The sequence below is a fragment of the Vibrio japonicus genome (genome assembly GCF_024582835.1).
Taxonomy (GTDB): domain Bacteria; phylum Pseudomonadota; class Gammaproteobacteria; order Enterobacterales; family Vibrionaceae; genus Vibrio; species Vibrio japonicus.
Genome location: NZ_CP102097.1, coordinates 1,256,652 through 1,278,682 on the forward strand (window position 1 = coordinate 1,256,652; position 22,031 = coordinate 1,278,682).

Below are 22,031 nucleotides of genomic sequence, written 5' to 3' on the forward strand. Positions count from 1 at the left end.
TATTATGAATAAGGTTATTATAGATACTGATATTGGTGTAGATGATGCTTTGGCAATCGCTTACGCTTCACATCACTGTGATATTGTTGGTATCACTACTGTATTTGGTAACGTGACAGTGCAACAAGCTGTCAAGAACGCCAAGCTTTTTACAGAAATCCTAGGAATTAATACGCCTATCTATCGCGGTTTATCTCGTCCACTGGCAATTGATCCAACTCCCGTGAATAAAACTGTTCATGGTGAAGATGGGCTAGGTGGTGTTTTTAATAATCACCACAATGATGATGCCGAAGATGCTATCCGTTTTATCATTGATACCATTATGGCTAACCCGGGTGAGATCACTTTGATCCCTATTGGTCCATTAACCAATATTGCGGCTGCGCTTAGCCAAGAACCGCGTATTGCAGAGTGCGTAAAGCAGGTGATCATTATGGGTGGCGCCTTTGGTACTGATGGTAATCAGGGGAATGTCACACCGCTCAGCGAATTTAACATCTGGAAGGATCCCCACGCAGCGGATCAAGTGCTGTCGTCTCAGATGCCAATCACTATGGTACCGCTGGATGTTACTCACCGTGTTTTAGTTACTGGTGATGAAATTCGCAAGATGGGTCATCAGGAACTGATCGCCATGACGGAAGGGTATCTTAAATACAGTTTGGAAAAGGAAAAATTTGAGGGAATGGCAGTGCATGATGCTTTGACCATTTCTTATCTGCTTCTTCCTGACGCATTTACCATTGAACGCGCTCCGTTAAGAGTCGTGACTGAGGGGTTTGCTACTGGACTTACGCTTAAAAAAGTGACGGAACTGGGGTCTAGGGCTAATCCATTTTCTGAATCACGCATTCAAAATGTCTGCATAAATGTTGATAGTGACCGCGTGAAAAAACACCTGCTTACCACGTTACAAACATACAAGGATTAAAAAATGGACTTTATCCGAGGATTTTCCGCGATAGTTATCTTTTTGTTTATCGCTTATTTACTTTCTACTGACCGTTCTGCGATTAATAAAAGAACCACATTTATTGCACTGGGTGTTCAAATATCATTAGCACTTTTAATTTTGGCATTCCCTCCAGGACGAGCAGCGCTAGCGGCAGTTGCATCTGGTGTTGCATCAATCCTACACTTTGGTAAATCAGGGGTTAATTTCCTTTTTGGTGGTATGTTACAAGGTGAAGGTATCGGTTTTGTATTTGCCTTCCAGGCACTACCGATTATTATTTTCTTTTGTTCACTCCTTTCAATTCTTTATTATTTCGGCATTATGCAGACCATTATTAGGATATTGGGTGGTGCAGTTCAAAAAGTAATGGGCGTGTCAAAGTTAGAAGCAACGGTATCCTCAGCAAATATTTTTGCCTCTATGAGTCAATCAACATTATTAGCTAAGCCGTACCTTCGAAAGCTAACTCGCTCAGAAATGTTTACTGTTATTACGGTTGGCTTAGCCTCTGTTGGTGGTGATGTTTTGGCGGGATACAATATGATGGGTATTCCCATGGAATATCTACTCGCTTGTATCTTTATGGGTGTGCCATCTGGATTGTTAATGGCAAAAATCTTTATGCCAGAAACAGAAACGGTTCAATACAACATCAATGATGCCTTTAGTAATGAGGACAAACCAGCAAGCTTCATAGCGGCCGCGGCAGATGGTGCTAAACAGGGAATGACAATTTACCTTGCTGTGTTTGCAATGTTGATGGCATTCATCTCCTTAATTGCTATGGTCAATGGGTTTTTAGGCACAGTCGGTGGATGGGTCGGTGTTCCAACGCTTTCATTTGAAATGATCACTGGGTTTATTTTTGCTCCAATCGCTTGGTTAATTGGTGTTGATTGGCAAGATGCCGCTCAGGTTGGCTCATTGATTGGTACCAAAGTTATTGTTAATGAATTTGTCGCTTACTCTCAACTTGCTCCGATGTTAGGCACTGGACTATTGGCGGCGAAATCAGAAGTTATTGCTATTTTTGCACTGTGTGGCTTTGCCAACATTGGTTCTGTTGCAATTCTGTTTGGTGTTATTGGTGAATTGGCACCTAAACGCTACAACGAAGTTATTCGATTTGGTTTCCGAGCTTTGCTGGCTGCCACGTTGGCAAACTTGCTAAACGCGACGGTTGCTAACTTGGTATTAACCGCTATCGCTTAAATCAACAAACAACACCCTAGCCGGCCCAAGGGTCGGTTTTTTTCTTCAAGAAGAGTTAAATAATGGATACAGTTTTCGGTGTGTCAGGGATTCTCCTCAGTATTTACGGTTGCATCACAAAAAGTGATGTTAAATTCAGAATATTGCTTGGCATGGCGTGTATTTGCCTAGGCATACAATTAGGGTTATCACTGCATTTTGTAGGAACAATAGGTTATGTGATCACTGGACTTCGCCTGTTTTCTTCGATTTTCTTGGGCAAGTCGTTGATCGCCTTTTTGGTCTTTTCGTTGACTCAATTTGGGTTGAGCTACTATGCATTTTCATCTCCGATCGACATATTACTTATGTTTTCGGGCGTCATAGGTTGTTACGGAGCATTCTTTTTATCACAAGAGAAACTTCGAATGGCAAACGTTGTTGTTGGCGTATTACAAATAGCTTTTAACTTATTATCAAATAATTTAGAAGGCGTTATTATGGAAAGCATTGTTATAATTTCCTGTTTGATAGGTGCTTATAATATTCGTCGTTTTCATGCAGCGGAGAATAAATTAAATGATATCAAGTTGGGATAAGAAAGTCCGAATGAAGGGTTTCATTTTAGAGCTTTAAAATCGATACACTAAACTCGCGTCTATTTTTATTCTACAGTAAGAAGTGGTTGATGGATGGTGGTCGTTGGGGAGTATAGTAAAGGGAAGTCATTGCTTCCCTTTATTGTTTGATCAAGATTTAAGCGAGTCTTAAATTACAGGTTTTATTTAAACTCAAACTTGCCTTTCATGACTGCCCAGTGGCCTGGGAACGAGCAGAAAAATGAATAGTCACCGCCAGCCGTCATTTTTTCTGTGCTAAAGGTAATGGTTGTACTTTCACCGCCACCCACGACGTCAGTGTGCGCATAGACGCGTTCATCACCGGGTTTTACATAGTGGTTATCGGCACCTGCGGACATACCTTCTGTGCCCACGGCTTGTATATTTGCGGTGTCTGTTATCACAACATTGTGGCCCATAGACTGAGCAGCTAGCTTACCAGTGTGGTTTAGCGTCAATGTTACTTCTTTACAAGTCGCTGGAACACTCAAGCTTTGCGCTGAAAATTGCATCATATCGTTCGCATCGATAGACACTTCACACTCAGTATTGGCTTGTGCACCAAAACTGGCTCCAGCAAGTGCAAATGTTGCTGCTAATAAACGTAAAGACATATCACCTTCTCCATTTTTCGGTTGGGGGCTTGGATTCATTTAATCCAATGGTTCTTATTATCATCCAATTTCGGTGGATAAAATGTGCTTCAATTCTTAGTTTTACGCTTGGATAGCATTTTAGTCACATGAATCAAGCCTCGATTCTTTTACACATTCGTTTTCTATTCGAGAAGTTTTGTAAGTTGAATAAAGAGAATGAGAAGGGGATTCGTTGAGGTGGTTAAAGTCTTTCAGGTTAACTTTGGGCATTTAAACAAAAAGAAGAAGGCAAAGCGCCTCCTTCTCTATATCTTAAAAATAAGTACTGTCAATCACAGATTAAACTGTGAAGTCACAGCTCTTAGCTTCGATTACTGGGCGAGCTACTTCAGCAGCGCTTTGGTAAGTCTTTTCCATTAGAGCTTTTGCTTCAGTTGTGCCAGCATCCGCACCAACAACAGACAGTAGACCAGCACCAGTCTCAATGTTGGTCATTTTTTCTTGGTAGTCATTAAAAACTTGCTGAATGTTGTCGCATGACATTGCGTTGAAGTCTGTGTTTGCGATATCAGTCTCGCCACCTGTCATTTGACAACCAGACAGTGCTAAAGCCGAAACAAGAAATAGGCCAACCTTTTTCATGATTTATCCTTTTGTATTAATGTGTTAGTACAACTAAAGTGCTAGAGGATTATCTATAGTTCGTCTTTTGAGTCAATGCCTTATGTCAGGGTAGTGTTATTTTGTGTGACTCTTGTCGTGTATTTTTAAACTTAATTGCATATCACTCAGTTGATTATTTACTTGTTGTGTAAATAGTAAACAATTTTTTCGAGGGGATATTTGGGTAAATAATGACGATAAAGGGAGATGATATGCATCCATCAGGGTATAAAACGGCGCAGATCCTCTCTAGTCCCTTTTAGTGCTCAGAGCTGAACCTATGATGGAAAAGAGAAAATGAGTGGGTATTCCAGTGGCTGTTTTTATTATGGAAGTGGAAATAGGAAACTAGATTAAACATCTAAACTAAAGTAGCAATAACGCCTCTGTGCGAGGAGTTATTGCTTAGATTATTCTGAGCTGAGGTTATTTTAATGGCTTGGTAAAAATGTTGATTGATTAAATGGCTCTGACCAGAGCAGCGGCGATTAATCCCGCTGAAATCGCTGGCAGTGGTTTTTTCCAAATAAGCATGACGACGGCGGTAGAAAGGAGTGCCATTCTTGCTCCAGCATCACCTTCGACGGCCATGGGCGCAAGTAACGCGACCAATACCGAACCTGACATTGCACTGATAAACTGCTGCACACGATGACTTATTGGGATAAAGGACATCACAAAGACGCCGCCCCAACGTGTCACTAAGGTCACAAGTGCCATAGCAAGAATAATTAAGATTGTGCCGCCAAACGTCGTTTCGATATTCATTATTTCTTCTCCGTCCAAATTGCGCCAAGCGTTCCGCCTGCGAGTGCTCCTACCACAACGTGCATGTTGTCAGGAAGAAACCAATAGGCTAAAAGTGAAGAGACTGCAGCGATCGTCCAAATGGCGAAAACACGCAAGTTTTTAGGACCTACAGCAACCATTGAAAGCAGAAAACAGCCCATGACCATATCTAAGCCAAGGCTGACCGGATCTTTTATGGCGTTACCAAAATAGAAACCTAACCAAGTACCGAGTATCCAAAATGACCATAACGCTAATCCGCCGCCAAGTAGTATTCCTAGCCCCGGCTTTTTATTACTGAAGGCGTTCATTGACAGCGCCCAGTTGGCGTCCGACGCAAACAGCATCACACCATATCGTTTTGCGGTAGGTAGTTCGCGTAGCCAAGGATAAAGCGTCGCGCCCATTAAGAGGTGGCGGGCGTTAATCGCAAAAACGGTAATTAACACGGGTATCAGTGGAACCTGTGTTCCCCACATCTCCAACGTCGCAAACTGGGATGCGCCTGCAAATACTAATGTACTCATCAAGACAATCGAAAAGGGGTCCAGTCCTGTTTGAACAGCAGCAACGCCAAACGCGATACCAAAAATGATGACAAAAAATGAGAGGGGTACGAGTTGGGTAAAACCATCCCAAACATCTCTGCGCGAGAATTCATGTAACCGTTCAGAGTCGGCTATCGCTTGTTGAGCATTGCTTTGCATTGAAATACCTAACCTAATTGAAGCGAAAAATAAGGCGATAAAACCTTATGAGGCAAATTATTGCTTATATGAGTGGTATCAGTATCTATGAATTTGAATTAATTTCAAAAATAATTCGTGCTACATCTGAGGAAAATAATAGGAAGGGGTAAATAGCTGGTAAAGGGAAGCGCGCTCCTGGTGCAAAGTTTACATGCCTTGGCTTTGCACCGGGAATACCGACGGGTTAGCGGGTTAGGTTGCCACACCGTTCAGGTTGGTAGATGACGTCGACAATTTCTATCGTTTTAGTCTGATTGTTTGGCATAGGCCATGACAGTTGTTGGCCGACTGAAAGTCCGATGAGAGCACTGCCAACTGGAGCAAAAATAGACACGTCATCACTGCTTTTTAGTTCAGCAGGGTACACCAGTGTTTTTGTGATGGTTTTTTCGCTATCAGTAAACTTGAACACAACAGTCGAGTTCATGGTCACGACGTTATCTGGCATTTGATTAGGCTCGACAACAGTGGCTCGGTCAAGTTCTGCATCCAACTGAACCAATTCGCTGGCTAAGTTTGGCATCTTATCGAGTAGCGCTGTGATTCTATTCATATCAAGGCTAGAGATGAAAATTGAGTTATTTTCAGACATATAAATTTCCCAAATAAAAGGCCGCCACAAAGTAGGACGGCTTTCTATATTTATCTGTTAAGTTTAAGCGTATGACATTAAAACGTCATACCGTGCAAAGCTTCGATTCTAGTAGTTATGCAATGGCTTTGCTAGTAAAAGATACTCGTTCGACCTAAGTGCTTAGTGTGAGCTTGGCGATTGTGTTAGCGTTCAAAGGTGTAGGTAAGAAAACTTGTACTATATGGATTAAAAGTTATGGAAGACAGTTTAACGATTCGCGCATATACCAAGCAGCGGCGTGGTCATGCACATCCCCATCATCAGTTGGTATTACCGATATTGGGGACAATAAGTATTGAACTTGAAGGGTATCAGGGTAAGGTATCAGTCGGGGAGTGCGTGCTAATTCATCAAAACCGTTTCCATCATTACCGTGCTAACGAGTCTGCGCGGTTTATCGTCGCTGATTTACAATCACTACCTCAAAATCTAATGGCAATGGAGTCGTTGGTCTTTTCCATTTCTGCTCCTTTGAGAGCGTATCTGTCTTTTGTGGAAAAACAGCTAGAACACAGAGTTGATACCACCATTGAGAACGCTATGGTTCAAATGTTTAACCAGCTGTTGGCGCAACAACAAGCCGATGAACAATTAGATCCGAGGATACGTAAGGTGCTTCAGCATATCGGAGATGACTTATCCGTTACCTTTTCGATTGAGGGCCTAGCTAGAATCGCCTGTTTAAGCTCGACGCAATTCAAAAAGGTGTTTCGTGAAGCGACCGGACAGAGCGTTTTGAAATACATTACTGCACTTAGAATGGAGAAGGCGAAAGCGTTACTGACACATACTGATATGCCAGTACAGTTGATCTCGGAGCAAGTCGGTTACAGCGACCTGTCTGCATTCAGTCGCCGCTTCTCATCATTTTTTGGCGTTTCCTCGCGCGAGCTAAGAGGCTAGTTCAGTCTTTTAAGTCAATAAAACCGTCTTATCTGCAAAGTTAAAGTAACTTGGTGACGCTAATCTTGTTAGCAGGATGAACGCTGTTTTAGGGAACAAAATGACTTTATTGACGAATACGGCTTACTCAGAACGTTTTGGTATAACGGCCATTTTATTTGCTTCATTATTGTGGGGAACGACAGGAACGGCGGCTTCGTTCGCGCCCGCTGTCAGCCCACTAGCCATCGGGGCTTTCTCAATGGGAGTTGGCGGTCTTCTGCTAGCGTTACTCGCATACAAAAACCTCGCACGTGAAAGGCGTGTACTGGTGAAGCATCGGCGAATTGTTTTATCTGGAGCATTGGCACTGGCGGTTTACCCGATGGCGTTTTACAGCTCAATGAGAATGTCCGGTGTCGCAATTGGTACGGTGGTTTCTATTGCCAGTGCGCCGTTTTTTGTTGCTGTGCTGGAGCGGCTGTTTAGCATAAAACATAATATTGACCGACGTTGGGTATACAGCCTTAGTTTGGGAACAGTAGGGATCGCCTTCCTAACTTTTTCTGAACCGTCTTCGAACGCAGATGGGGACGACCTTTCGCGGTACTTAGGGATTCTATTGGGCTTGATAGCTGGGTTGACTTACGCACTGTATGCGTGGGCGGCCAAGGAACTGATAAGCCACGGAGTCAGCTCAAAGTCGGCCATGGGGAGCATTTTCGGCACGGGTGCACTTATATTGCTGCCTTCGCTTGTCTTCACTGGCGGTAATTTGTTCGAAACATCAATCAACACTTATGTTGTGCTGTATATGGCATTCATCCCCATGTTTGTTGGCTACGCTTGTTTTGGTTTTGGCCTGAAAGTGGTTGCTGCTAGTAAAGCCAGTTTGCTGACCTTATTTGAACCAGCGGTTGCCGCGGTATTTGCGGTCGTGGTGGTTGGGGAGAAAATTTCGATGCTCGGCTGGTTGGGTGTTGCGCTTATTATGGCTTGCTTGGTTATCCAATCTTATAAACCCGTACCGCGATCACTCTCGGTCTCGTGCCCTTAGAGCCAATGACACTTTAGACGTCGGCTGGCGATGTAACTCGTGACTAATTTGCCAGCCAGCCCTTGCGACTTTTTTGATATCTACGCCCGTTTTAATATTGAGTCCGTTGCAAAGGTATAGGACGTCTTCGGTTGCGACATTGCCAGCGGCTCCGGGAGCGTATGGGCATCCCCCTAAGCCTGCAACACTGCTATCAATCACGTTCACACCCATTATCAGTGCTTGGTATATGTTCGCTAATGCTTGGCCCCATGTATCGTGAAAGTGTACCGCCAGATTTTTCACTGGCAACTCTGCCATTACGGCTTCCAGCATTTTGGCGACTTTTGTTGGCGTTCCTGTGCCTATTGTGTCACCCAAAGAAATTTCATAGCAGCCTAAATCAAACAGTCTTTTCGCCACCTGTACCACTTTGGAGGGGGAAGTGGCGCCTTCATACGGACAATCAATCACGCACGAGAGATAGCCTCTGACTGCGATTCCATTTTGTGACGCTAACTCAATGACGGGTTTAAATCTTTCTATGCTCTCGTCGATTGAGCAATTGATATTATGCTGACAAAACCCTTCCGACGCAGAGGTAAAAATCGCGACTTGATCGGCGTTAGCTTTGATTGCGTTCTCTAGCCCTTGCCGATTAGGCGTTAATGCAGAATAGATAACGTCTTCGGCTCGTTGGATCTGAGTCAGGACGTCTGGTGAATCCGCCATTTGGGGAATCCATTTAGGTGAGACAAACGCGCCAGCTTCGATATGTCTCAGGCCAGATTCTGACAGTGCATCGATGAGCTCGACTTTGGCTTGGGTGCTCACTTGCCTTTCATTTTGCAGTCCGTCTCGTGGACCGACTTCGACAATGTGGACGAACTCCGGCAACACTTGCTTATTCATCGTTACGTGCTTTTTCATCCTTACCTGATCAATCATCCTTCGTTCCAATTTTCCAAACTGGCGTGCGTTTTTCTAGAAATGCACGCAATCCTTCTTGCCCTTGTTCGGAAACACGAACCTGCGCAATTAACTCACTGGTAAAATGGATCAGGTCGTCGTCTAGTGGGTGTTCCGTACATTGGTGGATTAACGCCTTTGCCTTCGTCATCGCCGCCGGGCTATTTGCCAGAATTTGACCAATAAACTGCGACAGTACCTCATCAACCGTGTTTGGTGAGGTGATGTGGTGAATTAAGCCCATTTTTAGCGCATCTTCAGCGCCAATCCTTTCCGCAGTGAGCATGTATCGGCGTGCATTACGAGCCCCGATAGCTCGGCATACATACGGGCTAATGGTCGCAGGAACCAATCCTAGTTTGACTTCGCTTAAACTAAATAGGGATTCAATATCTGCAACGGCGATATCACAACAGCAAATAAGCCCCAGAGCACCCCCAAACGCGCAGCCGTGTGTATACACTATGGTTGGGTGGGGAAAGGAATCTAACAGGTGCATTAATTCGGCAAGTTGGGAGGCATCCTCTAGATTCTCGGCTTGATTCTTGGTCGCCATTGATTGCATCCAGTTGATGTCGGCACCCGCAGAGAAATGATTTCCGTTACCACGTAACACTAGGCATCGGACGTTGGCCGCAACCGATAAGCGGTGTAGTTCCGTTATTAACAACTGAATCAGATGGTCGTCGAAGGCGTTCAGTTGATCGCCCCTATTCAGCGTTAATGTTGCGACACCGTTTTTATCTATAGAGCAGAGGAGGTCGCCGTTGTGAATGTCTCCTTCCATCGTAGGCTCCTTTTACAAATGGGAAATTACATATGGGAAATCACATACGGAAAATGCCGAATTGGCTATCTTTTATCGGTGCGTTAAGTGCCGCGCGCAATGCTTGGGAGAGCACGTGACGTGTATTCGCAGGATCAATAATTCCGTCATCCCAAAGTCTAGCACTCGCGTACAGTGGATGCCCTTGAGCGTTGTACAAATCGACAATGGATTTATGAAACCGGTGTTCCTCATTTTCATCCCAATCTGCACCTTGCCGCTTTATAACCTCACATTTAACTTGTGTCATTACTCCGGCGGCTTGCTCTCCGCCCATCACGGAAATCCGCGCATTTGGCCACATCCAGATCATCGTAGGGTCGTAGGCTCGGCCGCACATTCCATAGTTTCCAGCACCGTAAGAGCCGCCAATAATGATGGTAAATTTAGGCACGTTGGCACACGCGACAGCCATGACTAACTTTGCACCGTGTTTAGCAATACCGCCTTCTTCGTACTTCTTACCCACCATGAAGCCAGTAATGTTCTGTAAGAAAAGCAGTGGGATTTTTCTGGTGGTACATAGCTCAATAAAGTGCGCGCCTTTTTGTGCCGACTCCGAGAATAATATGCCGTTGTTGGCGACAATTCCGATCAAGTTGCTCTCTATTCTCGCGAATCCGCATACCAGAGTAGAGCCGAAAAGTGCTTTAAATTCGTCAAAGTCTGAGCCATCCACAATACGAGCAATGACCTCTCTTACGTCAAATGAAAGCCTGAGATCGGCATTAACGACACCGTAAAGTTCTTCTGCACCATATCTGGGCGGTGAGGATATCTCATCAGGTTGCAGGGCGGCACCAATGTTTGTATTGCTCATTGCTTTGCGTGCCAGTTCTAACGCGTGGGCTTCATCTTCGGCATAATAGTCAGCCACACCGGATTTTCGGCAGTGGACGTCCGCTCCGCCGAGCTCTTCTTCTGTGACTACTTCACCCGTAGCAGCCTTAACCAATGGTGGCCCCGCAAGAAAAATGGTGCCTTGTTGTTTGACGATGATAGAGACGTCAGCCATGGCAGGAATGTAAGCACCACCAGCGGTACACAAACCTAAAACAACGGCGATTTGAGGTATGCCTTTGGCGGACATCTGAGCTTGATTGAAAAAAATGCGACCAAAGTGCTCTTTGTCGGGGAAGACTTCGGCTTGATGAGGTAGGTTTGCACCGCCAGAATCGACCAGATAAATGCAAGGTAGATGGCATCGTTCGGCAATCTCCTGTGCACGCAAATGTTTCTTCACGGTTAGTGGATAGTAGGTGCCCCCTTTTACGGACGGATCATTGGCGATCACCATACACATAATGCCGTTGACTTGCCCAATTCCGGCCACTACACCAGCACACGGAATGGGTTCGTCGTAGACTTGCCAAGCCGCAAATTGGCCGATCTCCAAAAAGTCAGAACCTTTATCCAGTAAGGTTGTAATGCGCTCTCTAACCGGAAGTTTACCTTTCAGTTTTTGTCGTTCGATCGCTTTGATGCCACCACCCAGCTTTATCGACTCAATATTAGAACGCAGGTTTTTGACCAGTTCACTCATAGTCTGATGATTTTTGAGATAGAGTGGGGCATCCGTTTTGATTTTAGATTTAATGATCGCCATAACCGTCCTCTACCTAGATTCATCGAACAGTTCACGCCCGATGAGCATTCGTCGTATTTCAGATGTGCCAGCGCCGATTTCATAAAGTTTGGCATCTCTGAGTAGCCGCCCAGCCGGGTATTCGTTGGTATAGCCGTTGCCACCCAACAATTGGATCGCGTCTAAGGCTATTTGGGTTGCGAGCTCCGCTGCGTAAAGAATGGCGCCCGCAGCATCTTTTCGGTTTGCCTCTCCTCGATCGCAGGCAGAGGCAACGGTGTATACATAAGAACGAGCAGCATTGGTTCTTGTGTACATATCAGCGACTTTGGCTTGAACAAGTTGAAATTCTCCGATAGAGCGACCAAATTGTTTGCGGCTATGAACATAAGGAATCACGAGATCCAGGCACGCTTGCATAATGCCAAGAGGCCCACCAGCCAGAACCACACGTTCATAATCTAAGCCACTCATCAATACCTGAACGCCTTTATCAACGGTGCCTAGTACGTTTTCTATCGGTACAGGGCAATCATTGAAAACCAACTCACAGGTGTTTGAACCTCGCATGCCCAATTTGTCCAGCTTTTGGGCGGTTCGAAAACCCGTAAAGGACTTCTCAACAATAAAAGCGGTGATACCGTGCGCGCCTTCTGACGGTGAGGTTTTGGCATACACAATCACCACGTCTGCATCGGGCCCGTTGGTAATCCACATTTTTGAACCGTTAAGCAGGTAATGGTTATCTTTTAACGTGGCTTTAAGCTGCATGCTAATCACATCCGATCCTGCATTGGCTTCACTCATTGCGAGTGCGCCTATGTATGATCCATCCACCAATTTAGGCAAGTATTTGGCTTTTTGTTCATCCGAACCGTTTCGATAAATTTGATTAGTACACAGATTGGAGTGAGCGCCATAGCTTAGACCTACGGAGGCAGACGCACGGCTGATCTCTTCCATTGCGACGACGTGCGCCAAATAGCCCATTTCAGCGCCTCCGTACTGCTCTCCAATCGTGACCCCCAGTAAACCCATCTCACCAAGAAGTGGCCACAGTGGGTTGGGGAACTGATTGTCGAGATCAATTTGGTCAGCAATAGGGGCAATGTTGTCACGAGCGAACGCGTTGACGTGATCTCGCAGCATATCAATGGACTCACCGAGCCCGAAGTTGAGCGGAATATATTGAGCTAACATAGCGCCTCCCAAGAAGCGGTTAGTCTGAATGGTAATGAATTGGTCACCGAGGCAGACTTAATATATGTGCGCAAGTTTATGTGTGTTTGGATTGACTCAGCCTAAGCGCTTCTTTACAACGCTCACGAGCCGTTGATAACTCGCCTAAAACAATGCTGATGTCTTCTAATTGACGTTTGAGCACCGCTTCTTTTTCATCAATGATGTTCAACATTTTGAACAGTTGGTTGTCACTTTGATCCATGTCGTACAGGGCGAACAACTCTTTAATCTCTGCCAGTGAAAAGCCCAGTCGTTTACCACGTAATATCAATTTGAGTCGGGTCTTGTCTCTGCGCGCATAGATACGCATGTTTCCCTTACGTTGCGGCTCAATAAGCCCCATGTCTTCATAGAAGCGAATACTCCGAGTTGTAATATCAAACTCTTTTGCTAATTCACTGATTTTGAACGTTTCCACTTGATCATTCCCTCCATAGACAGGCCCCTAACAAGAGGACTACAACTTAAGGCAAGGGCTGAATTAGAAATAAACCATGTAATAAATGTGTTTATTTCTAATTAAATTAAGGTTAGTGCTATGCTTACGTAAACGTCAAGAAAACAGCTATGGAAAAGCACAGCAGCTTCTAAAACAGAGTGGTCGATGTCACTGCAAGGCATCCGTGGGAGAAACAGAACTCATGCTGCTGTAATTTCTTATGAGGGTCACGTTATGCAAGCCAAAGATATCTGGATTGTAGCCGCCAAAAGAACGCCTATTGGGCGCTTTCAAGGGCAATTGTCAGAGTTTTCTGCACCTCAACTTGGAGCTGCTGCGATCAAGGCCACCATTGAAGCGTCAGGGTTATCCGCCAAGCACATTGATGAAGTTTACATGGGCTGCGTATTACCTGCGGGTTGTGGTCAAGCGCCCGCTCGTCAAGCCTCCCTCGGAGCGGGTATACATAGTTTTGCTGGCTGTACGACAATCAATAAAGTGTGCGGCTCGGGCATGAAGTCGGTCATGTTAGCCGCGGATCTCATCAATGCAGGGACGTTTAAATGCGCCATTGCGGGTGGCATGGAAAGCATGACAAACGCCCCTTACTTATTGAAAGAGGCTCGTTCAGGCATGCGTATGGGTCATAAGAAAACATACGATCACATGTTTATCGACGGTTTAGAAGACGCCTACGAAGGCAAGTTGATGGGTGTCTATGCTCAACAAATTGCTGACAAACTCGATTTTTCTCGGGAGCAAATGGATGAATGGGCAACCTTGTCTGTGCAGAGAGTGCGAGAAGCGCAAAGCCGAGATTTGTTTAAGGAAGAGATCGAACCACTCACGCTTAAGTCGGGCGAATTACTGGACTACGATGAACACCCCAAAACGATTGTTCTGGATAAGATTCCCAACCTCAAACCTGCCTTTTCTCACGACGGTACTGTGACGGCGGCGAACTCTAGCGCCATTTCTGATGGTGCGGCTGCCCTGTTGCTGGTCGAGCCAGAATATGGACACCACCTAGGATTAAGTCCTATTGCTGTGATCAAAGGCCACACTACTCATGCGAGAGCACCCGATGAATACACATTAGCGCCAGTTTATGCCGTCGAGCAGCTTCTTTCAGATCTGGATTGGATGCTTGATGACATCGATCTTTGGGAGATCAACGAGGCATTCGCTGTGGTGACTCAAATAGCGATTAAGCACCTTGGTTTAGACAGTGAGAAAGTGAACATTAAAGGCGGCGCGTGTGCATTAGGCCATCCCATTGGTGCCAGTGGCGCGAGGATATTGGTGACGCTCATTCACAGTTTGCGGCAGTTACAGGCTTTAGATGTTGAGGACGATTCAAACCGCAAGCGTGTGGTACGTGGTATCGCGTCGCTATGTATCGGTGGTGGTGAAGCAACCGCAATTGGCATTGAGATCCCAGTATAAAAAGAGATCCCATTGTAAATTGAAAAGGAAATCATTATGACTCAGTCAGTCCCTCTTTTCATTGATGGTGAGTTTTGTCAGTCGGAATCAAACGATTGGATTGACGTCACCAATCCTGCAACAAATCAGACAATTGCCCGTTTACCGTGTGCGACTGATGCGGAAATGCAACGCGCAATCACAAGCGCAGAAAAAGCCTTCGCGAGTTGGAAGCAAGTCGCGGTGTCTGACCGTGCCAGAGTGATGCTTAACTACCAACAGTTACTTAAAGAACACCATGACGAGCTGGCAGAATTGCTGTCTCAAGAAACCGGTAAAATCACTTTAGACGCAAAAGGGGATGTGTGGCGAGGCATTGAGGTCGTAGAACAGGCCGCAAATATTGCCAGCAACATGATGGGAGAGACCGTTGAAAATGTGGCAACGGACATCGACACCTATTCTCTCATTCAGCCACTCGGCGTGTGCTGCGGTATTACGCCATTTAACTTTCCAGCGATGATCCCACTTTGGATGTTCCCACTCGCCATTGCTGCGGGGAATACCTTCGTTTTAAAACCCTCGGAGCAAGTTCCTCTCACCTCTGTTCGTTTAGCGGAGCTATTTGAGCAAGCAGGCGCGCCTAAAGGTGTATTGCAAATCGTCCATGGCGGTAAAAAACAGGTGGATTTTTTATTGGCACATCCTTCCATAAAAACCGTTTCCTTTGTGGGTTCAGTGCCAGTCGCTCAGTACATCTATCACACGGGAAGCAGCCATAATAAACGTGTTCAAGCATTCGCTGGCGCAAAAAACCACATGGTCGTGATGCCGGACGCGAACAAAAATCAGGTGATCAGCAACCTTGTTGGGTCGTCGGTCGGTGCAGCAGGGCAGCGTTGTATGGCGATCTCTGTGGCGGTATTTGTTGGCAGTTCCAAAGAGTGGATCGCCGACTTGAAATTAGAGATGGCGAAAATGAAACCGGGCGCGTGGAACGATCAGAATGCCGCTTTCGGCCCATTAATTAGTCAGCAAGCGAAAGCGCGGGTATTGAGTTTAATCGCGGAAGGAAAAGCGCAAGGTGCGGTGTGCGAATTGGACGGGAGCCACTGTGAGGTTGAGGGCTTTCCCGACGGCAACTGGGTCGGGCCAACCTTGTTTAGTGGTGTAACGCCGGAAATGTCCATTTATGAGAAAGAAATCTTTGGCCCGGTACTGGTCTGCGTGGAAGTTGACACGCTCGATGAAGCGATCGTGTTCATCAATAACAATCCCTATGGAAACGGAACGTCCATTTTTACAGCAAGTGGTGCTGTGGCACGCAAATATCAGCACGAAATACTCGTTGGGCAGGTGGGGATCAATGTACCGATTCCCGTGCCCTTGCCATTCTTCTCCTTCACGGGATGGCGAGCCAGTTTTTATGGCGATCTCCACGCTTACGGTAAACAGGCCGTTCGCTTTTACACTGAAACCAAAACCGTGACGGCAAGGTGGTTTGATGACGATATTCCCACCAGTCCGAATCTCACTATTCACTTGAGATAAGGAATGGAGATAAGGAGGAGGTATGGACTTTGAATTAAACGAAGATCAACGAGCCTTTGCTGAAGCGGCTTACCAGTTTGCTAAAGAGAAACTGGAGCCAATGGCTGCTGAGTGGGATGAAAAACACGTCTTCCCTAAAGAGGTGCTAAAGCAGGCGGGAGAGATGGGCTTTTTGAGCTTATACACGCCCGAAGCGCAAGGAGGGCTCGGTCTCTCACGTTTAGATTCGTCCATTGTCTTCGAACAACTCGCGATGGGGTGCACATCAACCACCGCATTTATGACGATTCACAACATGGTGACTTGGATGATTGCCAGTTATGCGAACGAAGAAGTGAAACAGGCGTATTGTCCGAAACTTGTTTGTGGGGAGTGGTTGGGATCATACTGTTTAACGGAGCCTAATGCTGGCTCTGATGCGGCATCGCTAGCGACCACAGCAAATAAGCAGGGTGATCAGTACATCCTCAATGGGTCTAAGACTTTTATCTCAGGTGCGGGTGATACTGATGTGCTGGTGGTCATGGCGCGAACCCAAGACTCAGGCGCAAAAGGGATTTCTGCTTTTGTCGTTCCGGCTGATACAAAAGGCATCACGTACGGCAGAAAAGAACCAAAACTCGGCTGGAACAACCAACCGACCAGAGCAGTGACGTTTGAGAATGTGTCCATTCCTACGACTCATCTACTCGGCGAAGAAGGCCAAGGGTTTATCTTTGCTATGAAGGGATTGGATGGCGGACGAATCAATATTGCGACCTGTTCAATTGGTACCGCGCAACAGGCATTAAACCAAGCCACACAGTACGTACAGGAACGTCGACAATTTGGTAAGCCCTTGTCTCAGTTTCAAGCACTACAATTTAAGCTGGCCGATATGACGACTGAACTGGTCGCGGCTCGGCAACTGGTGCGACTGGCAGCAAGCAAACTCGATAAGCACTCACCGGATGCGACAGCCTATTGCGCAATGGCAAAAAGGTTTGCAACGGATGTAGGTTTTAAGGTCTGTGATCAAGCACTTCAGCTCTACGGAGGCTATGGTTATATCAAGGAATACCCAATGGAGCGCTATTTTAGAGACGTCCGCGTTCATCAGATTTTGGAAGGGACGAACGAGATCATGCGCTTGATTATTGCTAGGCGACTACTTACCGAAGGGGCTGAACTGATTTAAGGGATAAGGCTATGTCTGCGAGTGAAACACAAAACAATGGCATTGATTATTACATCAGTAATCACGTCGCCGTGCTAACGATGAACAATCCGCCAGCGAATACATGGACGGCAGAAAGTTTACGCTACTTGAAACAACTTGTAGAACAGTTGAATGACAACGACGATATTTACGCTTTGGTCATTACAGGTGACGGAGAGAAGTTTTTTTCGGCGGGCGCAGAGCTGAAACTGTTCGCTTCTGGTGACAAACAAGTGGCCGTGGATATGTCACGCGTGTTTGGTGAAGCCTTTGAAGCATTGTCTGGATTCCGAGGCGTTTCGATCGCTGCGATAAACGGCTATGCGATGGGCGGCGGATTAGAAGTCGCGTTAGCGTGTGACATCAGAATTGCAGAACAGCAAGCGATACTCGCACTGCCAGAAGCGAAAGTCGGCTTGTTGCCATGTGCAGGTGGTACGCAAAACCTTACCGCATTGGTTGGAGAAGGGTGGGCAAAACGCGTCATATTGTGCGGCGAGCAGCTATCAGCAGACAAAGCGTACGAAATTCGCCTAGTCGAAGAAGTTGTCCCAAAAGGAGAAGCACTTGAACGTGCTATTACTTTGGCTGAATCGGTCGCCAATCAGTCACCTCAGTCGGTGAGCGCATGCAAATTGTTGATTCAAAATACCAGAACTCATCCCATTGCGTTTGGCCTTGTACAAGAGCGTGAACGGTTTATTCGGTTGTTTGATACCGAAGATCAAAAAGAAGGCGTCAATGCATTTCTCGAAAAACGGAAACCTCAATGGAAGAACAAATAAGTTCAATAGGAGGCAGTATGACCGGCACTGTTCATTTTTCAGAGCTGCCCTGTAGCGACAGCGAACATAAAATTGGCGTAGCCACACTGGACAACGCTGCGGCACTCAACGCACTCACTCTCGATATGATCCAGCTACTTAAGGACAAATTTGAACAGTGGCAGGATGACGAGAACATCGTATGTATTTTATTGGAAGGTCAAGGCGAGAAAGCATTTTGTGCAGGTGGTGACGTGCGAACAATGCATGACGTAATGCGAGACCGAACACCTGATGAAACGAAGGAATACTGTACGCGTTTCTTTAGCGTTGAATACGAATGTGATTACCTTCTTCATACCTATTACAAACCCATTATTGCTTGGGGTGAAGGTATCGTCATGGGTGGCGGTATGGGGATTTATATGGGTTCTAGCCATAAAGTGGTGACACCGTCATCTAAAATCGCCATGCCAGAAATCAGTATTGGCCTTTACCCTGACGTGGGCGGTACTTGGTTTTTGAATCGACTGGATGAAGGCGTCGGACTCTTTCTTGGCCTAACGGGTGCTGTCGTTAATGCAACGGATGCGATTGGGACGCACCTTGCCGACCATTTAGTGCTTGCCGAGCACAAGTCTACCTTAATTGAACAGCTTCAGGTTGCTGAATGGGAAAGTGTAGAAGACGCTTATGAAGTCGTAACAGAGATTTTGGAAAGCCTGTCAGAAGAGGTGATTGACGGGATCCCTGAACCGCAAATGCTGCCCTATATGACTCCAATTCAAGAGGCGAGTAAAGGAGACAGCTTGCTCCAAATCGTTGATAGCATTTTCGCTATCGAAGGTGGGAGCCAATGGATTGAAACAGCGAAAACGAATCTACGTACGGGTAGCCCAATTTCAGCCTACATATGCTATCGACAAGTGACTGACTATCACCATATCTCATTAGCGGATTGCTTCAGACTTGAGCTCTCTCTTTCTGTTCGATGCGCCTTGCTTGGTGAGTTTCAGGAAGGGGTACGAGCGCGATTGGTTGACAAAGATGGTAGCCCAAAATGGAAGTTTGCCAATATTGCACAAGTTGACATCGCGGTGATCGATAACCTTTTCGAATCACTTTGGAGTGAAGATGAGCACCCATTATCGCAATTGGGCCATTATTAGTAGCTGCTATTAGTATCTGCGAGTAAGTAGTAATAGTTACGAGTTATGAGCGACTAATCACGGGGAAAATCAGAACAAGGAAGGCATCACTATGAGCACCATCGCATTTATTGGTTTGGGCAATATGGGCGCACCAATGGCTGAAAACTTGCTGAGTGCAGGTTTTAAGGTACAAGTGTTTGATTTAGTGAAAGAGGCGGTTTCAAAGTTAGCTGAGAAGGGAGCGAAACCCGCCGAATCCATTGAACAGGTTGTGAAAGGCGCGCAAACTGTCATCACCATGTTGCCTGCGGGAGAGCATGTGAGAGCCGTCTATTTAGGTGATCATAGCGGTGGCGTCGGGCTACTTAATTTAATTGAAGACAATACCTTCCTGATTGATTCCTCCACGATAGACCCTGAATCAGCCCGAATCGTGGCCTCTTATGCAGAAACGAAAGGATATGAGTTTGTTGATGCGCCTGTTTCTGGCGGCGTGGCAGGGGCGAAAGCCGGTACGCTGACGTTCATTGTCGGTGGGACCGACAGCGCATTTACCAAAGCCGAGCAAGTTCTTAAACATATGGGGAAAAATATTTTTCACGCAGGGAAAGCGGGGGATGGTCAGATGGGGAAAATCTGTAACAACCTCATGCTGGGCATATTGATGTCAGGCACCTGTGAAGCGTTAAATTTGGGTATCGACAATGGGCTAGATCCGAATGTGCTTTCTAACATCATGCTGCAAAGTTCTGGCCGAAATTGGGCACTAGAGCTCTATAACCCGTGTCCGGGTGCCATGGAAAATTCACCTGCGAGCCATCAATATACACCGGGTTTTATGAGTAAATTGATGCTGAAAGATTTAGGGCTTGGATTGGATGCGGCGGCTAAAAGTCAGTCTTCCGTTCCTATGGGATCATTAGCGCGAAACCTTTATGCGTTTCACAATGCAAATGGAAATGAAGAACGAGACTTTTCCAGCCTATTTGAGTTTTATCAGTCCAAAAAATAGTGAGTTTTTAGACAAAGGCGAACGTAAATGGATTTGAAACAGAGTGTGATTGCAATTACTGGCGCAGGACAAGGGCTAGGGCAAATGATGGCGGTAACATTAGCGCATGAAGGAGCGGAACTTGCCTTACTTGACGTTAATGAACAGGCATTAGAGTCTACGCAAAAGCAGTGTCATATGATGGGTGTTAAAGCGCTTTGCTATCCTGTGGATGTGACGAACGAAGCGCAGGTCGAACAGGTGTTTTCTGACATTGCGAATGATTTTGGTCAACTTGACGGCCTAATCAATAACGCCGGAATTTTACGAGACGGGTTGTTGGTGAAAGTCAAAGACGGTGAAATGACAAAAATGTCGTTAGAGCAATTTAATGCGGTGATCAACGTTAACCTGATAGGGACATTTCTGTGTGGTAGAGAAGCGGCCGTGCAGATGATCAACACCCAACGTAAAGGGCTCATTGTGAATATCTCCAGTGTCTCAAGAGCAGGGAATATCGGCCAAAGTAACTATTCTGCATCGAAAGCGGCGGTAGCGACTTTGGCGGCGACTTGGGGAAAAGAACTGGCGAGATTTGGCATTCGCGCAGTGGCCATTGCACCGGGCGTAATAAAAACCGCTATGACTGAACAAATGAAGCCAGAAGCGAGAGAACGCCTAGAAAAAATGGTCCCTGTAGGCAGATTAGGAACACCAGAAGAGATAGCGAATACCGTGAAATTTCTTTTTGAGAATGAATACGTGAACGCACGTGTTTTCGAAATTGATGGTGGCATCCATATGTAGTGCCGCCTTTATAGCGGTGAAAGCAATTTAACATCCCTTAGGCATCAGACAAATCGATGTTTGGCTCTTTTTATCTGTGGTTCAATATCATAGACTAGCTCACTCTTTTCAAATCATTATTTTTATATGGGACTACAGTAAATGGAATTGAGCACGTTTATATCGCAACTTAAAACTCACCCACAAGATATTGAGTTCAGCCAAACAATCGCAACGATCGATGCGAATTATGATTTCACGCCGACCGCTTTCACCAACGGCAATACATCAAATGAAGCGAACCAAAACAATGGATCTTGTAAGATTTTTGCCTTTGCAAAACTTAATGATCTTTCCGCTGAAGAAACATTGGCTTGTTTTGGTGCGTTTTACCGTGAAGATGTACTGAATAACCCGCAAGGTGATGATCACGCCAACATTCGCAACTTTATTCAATTTGGTTGGGATGGCGTTCAGTTCGAAAGCGAGGCACTGAAAGCCAAATAGGTTTTAGGCTTCGAAAAGCTAGGAGCAAATAATGACAAATAAAGAGCTAGAAGAATATCTGGATACTTATATAGGTGCAGAGTCTGGTTTTCCTTTTGGGCCTGAAGCCCTAGTGTTTAAGGTTAAAGGCAAGATGTTCGCCATTCTGGCTGAAAGAGAAGGGCGTGAATATGTCACGTTAAAAGTGCAGCCGGAAGATGGCGAAGTCCTGACCTCTCAATTTGTCGATATTACTCCTGGCTATCATACAAACAAGCGACACTGGATTACAGTTTACTACCCGGGCGATGTGGATGATGGTCTGATTCGCGATCTTTCAGAGCAGTCGTACAAGTTGGTCGTCAGTAAATTACCTAAGTACGAACGTGTGTCGTTGGGATTAGCGTAACAGCCGCGTACAAAATTTAGCACATTAGATCAAACATGCGGCTATTTGATGTAATTCTCAGCAAACGAATAAATATTTTGGATTTTTGTTT

Annotated in this window: 24 protein-coding genes; 14 read left to right on the forward strand and 10 right to left on the reverse strand. The window is 45.8% G+C overall.

Annotated features, from left to right (window positions below; all coding sequences use genetic code 11):
- Positions 1-4: 4 nt before the first annotated feature.
- From NP165_RS19105 to NP165_RS19115, 3 genes are all read left to right on the forward strand, one after another.
- Positions 5-934 (forward strand): nucleoside hydrolase, encoded by a 930-nt coding sequence (locus NP165_RS19105; protein WP_257086055.1) that lies wholly within the window; start codon positions 5-7, stop codon positions 932-934.
- A 3-nt stretch (positions 935-937) separates the two neighbouring features.
- Positions 938-2,170: a NupC/NupG family nucleoside CNT transporter gene (locus NP165_RS19110; RefSeq protein WP_257086056.1), complete on the forward strand. Its 1,233-nt coding sequence runs from the start codon at positions 938-940 to the stop codon at positions 2,168-2,170.
- Positions 2,171-2,232: 62 nt separating this feature from the next.
- Complete coding sequence (locus NP165_RS19115; protein ID WP_257086057.1) at positions 2,233-2,748, forward strand: YgjV family protein; 516 nt, start codon at positions 2,233-2,235, stop codon at positions 2,746-2,748.
- 182 nt (positions 2,749-2,930) lie between these two features.
- Here NP165_RS19115 and azu read toward each other — a convergent pair whose 3' ends face one another.
- From azu to rnk, 5 genes are all read right to left on the reverse strand, one after another.
- Complete coding sequence (gene azu, locus NP165_RS19120) at positions 2,931-3,383, reverse strand: azurin (protein ID WP_257086058.1); 453 nt, start codon at positions 3,381-3,383, stop codon at positions 2,931-2,933.
- A 321-nt stretch (positions 3,384-3,704) separates the two neighbouring features.
- Entirely contained in the window at positions 3,705-4,007 is a 303-nt protein-coding gene (locus NP165_RS19125) for a hypothetical protein (protein WP_257086059.1), read from the reverse strand.
- Between the two features lie 480 nt (positions 4,008-4,487).
- Complete coding sequence (locus NP165_RS19130) at positions 4,488-4,796, reverse strand: AzlD family protein (protein ID WP_257086060.1); 309 nt, start codon at positions 4,794-4,796, stop codon at positions 4,488-4,490.
- Positions 4,796-5,524, reverse strand: a complete 729-nt coding sequence (locus NP165_RS19135) for an AzlC family ABC transporter permease (RefSeq protein WP_257086061.1) — start codon at positions 5,522-5,524, stop codon at positions 4,796-4,798. Before NP165_RS19135 ends, NP165_RS19130 begins: the two co-directional genes overlap by 1 nt.
- A gap of 226 nt (positions 5,525-5,750) precedes the next feature.
- On the reverse strand, positions 5,751-6,158 hold the full coding sequence (gene rnk / locus NP165_RS19140) for a nucleoside diphosphate kinase regulator (protein WP_257086062.1): 408 nt from the start codon (positions 6,156-6,158) through the stop codon (positions 5,751-5,753).
- A gap of 237 nt (positions 6,159-6,395) precedes the next feature.
- Between rnk and NP165_RS19145 the strand changes: the two genes are divergently transcribed.
- Positions 6,396-7,103 (forward strand): AraC family transcriptional regulator, encoded by a 708-nt coding sequence (locus NP165_RS19145; RefSeq protein ID WP_257086063.1) that lies wholly within the window; start codon positions 6,396-6,398, stop codon positions 7,101-7,103.
- Between the two features lie 100 nt (positions 7,104-7,203).
- Entirely contained in the window at positions 7,204-8,139 is a 936-nt protein-coding gene (locus NP165_RS19150) for a DMT family transporter (RefSeq protein WP_257086064.1), read from the forward strand.
- On the opposite strand, the gene NP165_RS19155 is transcribed toward NP165_RS19150, so the two are convergent.
- From NP165_RS19155 to NP165_RS19175, 5 genes are all read right to left on the reverse strand, one after another.
- Complete coding sequence (locus tag NP165_RS19155; protein ID WP_371133744.1) at positions 8,116-9,066, reverse strand: hydroxymethylglutaryl-CoA lyase; 951 nt, start codon at positions 9,064-9,066, stop codon at positions 8,116-8,118. The two genes, NP165_RS19150 and NP165_RS19155, sit on opposite strands and share 24 nt — an antisense overlap.
- Positions 9,059-9,874, reverse strand: a complete 816-nt coding sequence (locus NP165_RS19160; protein WP_257086065.1) for an enoyl-CoA hydratase-related protein — start codon at positions 9,872-9,874, stop codon at positions 9,059-9,061. Before NP165_RS19160 ends, NP165_RS19155 begins: the two co-directional genes overlap by 8 nt.
- A 40-nt stretch (positions 9,875-9,914) precedes the next feature.
- On the reverse strand, positions 9,915-11,519 hold the full coding sequence (locus tag NP165_RS19165) for a carboxyl transferase domain-containing protein (protein ID WP_257086067.1): 1,605 nt from the start codon (positions 11,517-11,519) through the stop codon (positions 9,915-9,917).
- 9 nt (positions 11,520-11,528) lie between these two features.
- Positions 11,529-12,698 carry an isovaleryl-CoA dehydrogenase gene (locus tag NP165_RS19170; protein ID WP_257086068.1) on the reverse strand — a complete coding sequence of 390 codons (1,170 nt, stop codon included), beginning with the start codon at positions 12,696-12,698 and terminating at the stop codon, positions 11,529-11,531.
- 76 nt (positions 12,699-12,774) lie between these two features.
- Positions 12,775-13,158: a MerR family transcriptional regulator gene (locus NP165_RS19175; RefSeq protein ID WP_257086069.1), complete on the reverse strand. Its 384-nt coding sequence runs from the start codon at positions 13,156-13,158 to the stop codon at positions 12,775-12,777.
- 255 nt (positions 13,159-13,413) lie between these two features.
- On the opposite strand from NP165_RS19175, the gene NP165_RS19180 reads away from it, so the two are divergent.
- From NP165_RS19180 to NP165_RS19220, 9 genes are all read left to right on the forward strand, one after another.
- Entirely contained in the window at positions 13,414-14,625 is a 1,212-nt protein-coding gene (locus NP165_RS19180) for an acetyl-CoA C-acyltransferase (protein ID WP_257086070.1), read from the forward strand.
- 36 nt (positions 14,626-14,661) lie between these two features.
- Positions 14,662-16,155: a CoA-acylating methylmalonate-semialdehyde dehydrogenase gene (locus tag NP165_RS19185; protein ID WP_257086071.1), complete on the forward strand. Its 1,494-nt coding sequence runs from the start codon at positions 14,662-14,664 to the stop codon at positions 16,153-16,155.
- 22 nt (positions 16,156-16,177) lie between these two features.
- On the forward strand, positions 16,178-17,332 hold the full coding sequence (locus tag NP165_RS19190) for an acyl-CoA dehydrogenase family protein (RefSeq protein ID WP_257086072.1): 1,155 nt from the start codon (positions 16,178-16,180) through the stop codon (positions 17,330-17,332).
- A gap of 11 nt (positions 17,333-17,343) precedes the next feature.
- Complete coding sequence (locus tag NP165_RS19195) at positions 17,344-18,138, forward strand: enoyl-CoA hydratase (protein ID WP_257086073.1); 795 nt, start codon at positions 17,344-17,346, stop codon at positions 18,136-18,138.
- Positions 18,139-18,155: 17 nt separating this feature from the next.
- The gene (locus NP165_RS19200; RefSeq protein WP_257086865.1) at positions 18,156-19,286 is read left to right on the forward strand and encodes an enoyl-CoA hydratase/isomerase family protein; all 1,131 of its coding nucleotides are present in this window, start codon (positions 18,156-18,158) and stop codon (positions 19,284-19,286) included.
- Positions 19,287-19,377: 91 nt separating this feature from the next.
- Positions 19,378-20,280, forward strand: a complete 903-nt coding sequence (gene mmsB / locus NP165_RS19205) for a 3-hydroxyisobutyrate dehydrogenase (protein WP_257086074.1) — start codon at positions 19,378-19,380, stop codon at positions 20,278-20,280.
- 27 nt (positions 20,281-20,307) lie between these two features.
- Complete coding sequence (locus NP165_RS19210) at positions 20,308-21,066, forward strand: SDR family oxidoreductase (protein ID WP_257086075.1); 759 nt, start codon at positions 20,308-20,310, stop codon at positions 21,064-21,066.
- Between the two features lie 141 nt (positions 21,067-21,207).
- A complete protein-coding gene (locus NP165_RS19215) occupies positions 21,208-21,552 on the forward strand; it encodes a HopJ type III effector protein (protein ID WP_257086076.1) in 345 nt (114 codons plus the stop codon).
- 31 nt (positions 21,553-21,583) lie between these two features.
- Positions 21,584-21,940, forward strand: a complete 357-nt coding sequence (locus NP165_RS19220) for an MmcQ/YjbR family DNA-binding protein (protein ID WP_257086077.1) — start codon at positions 21,584-21,586, stop codon at positions 21,938-21,940.
- The last annotated feature ends 91 nt before the right edge of the window (positions 21,941-22,031 follow it).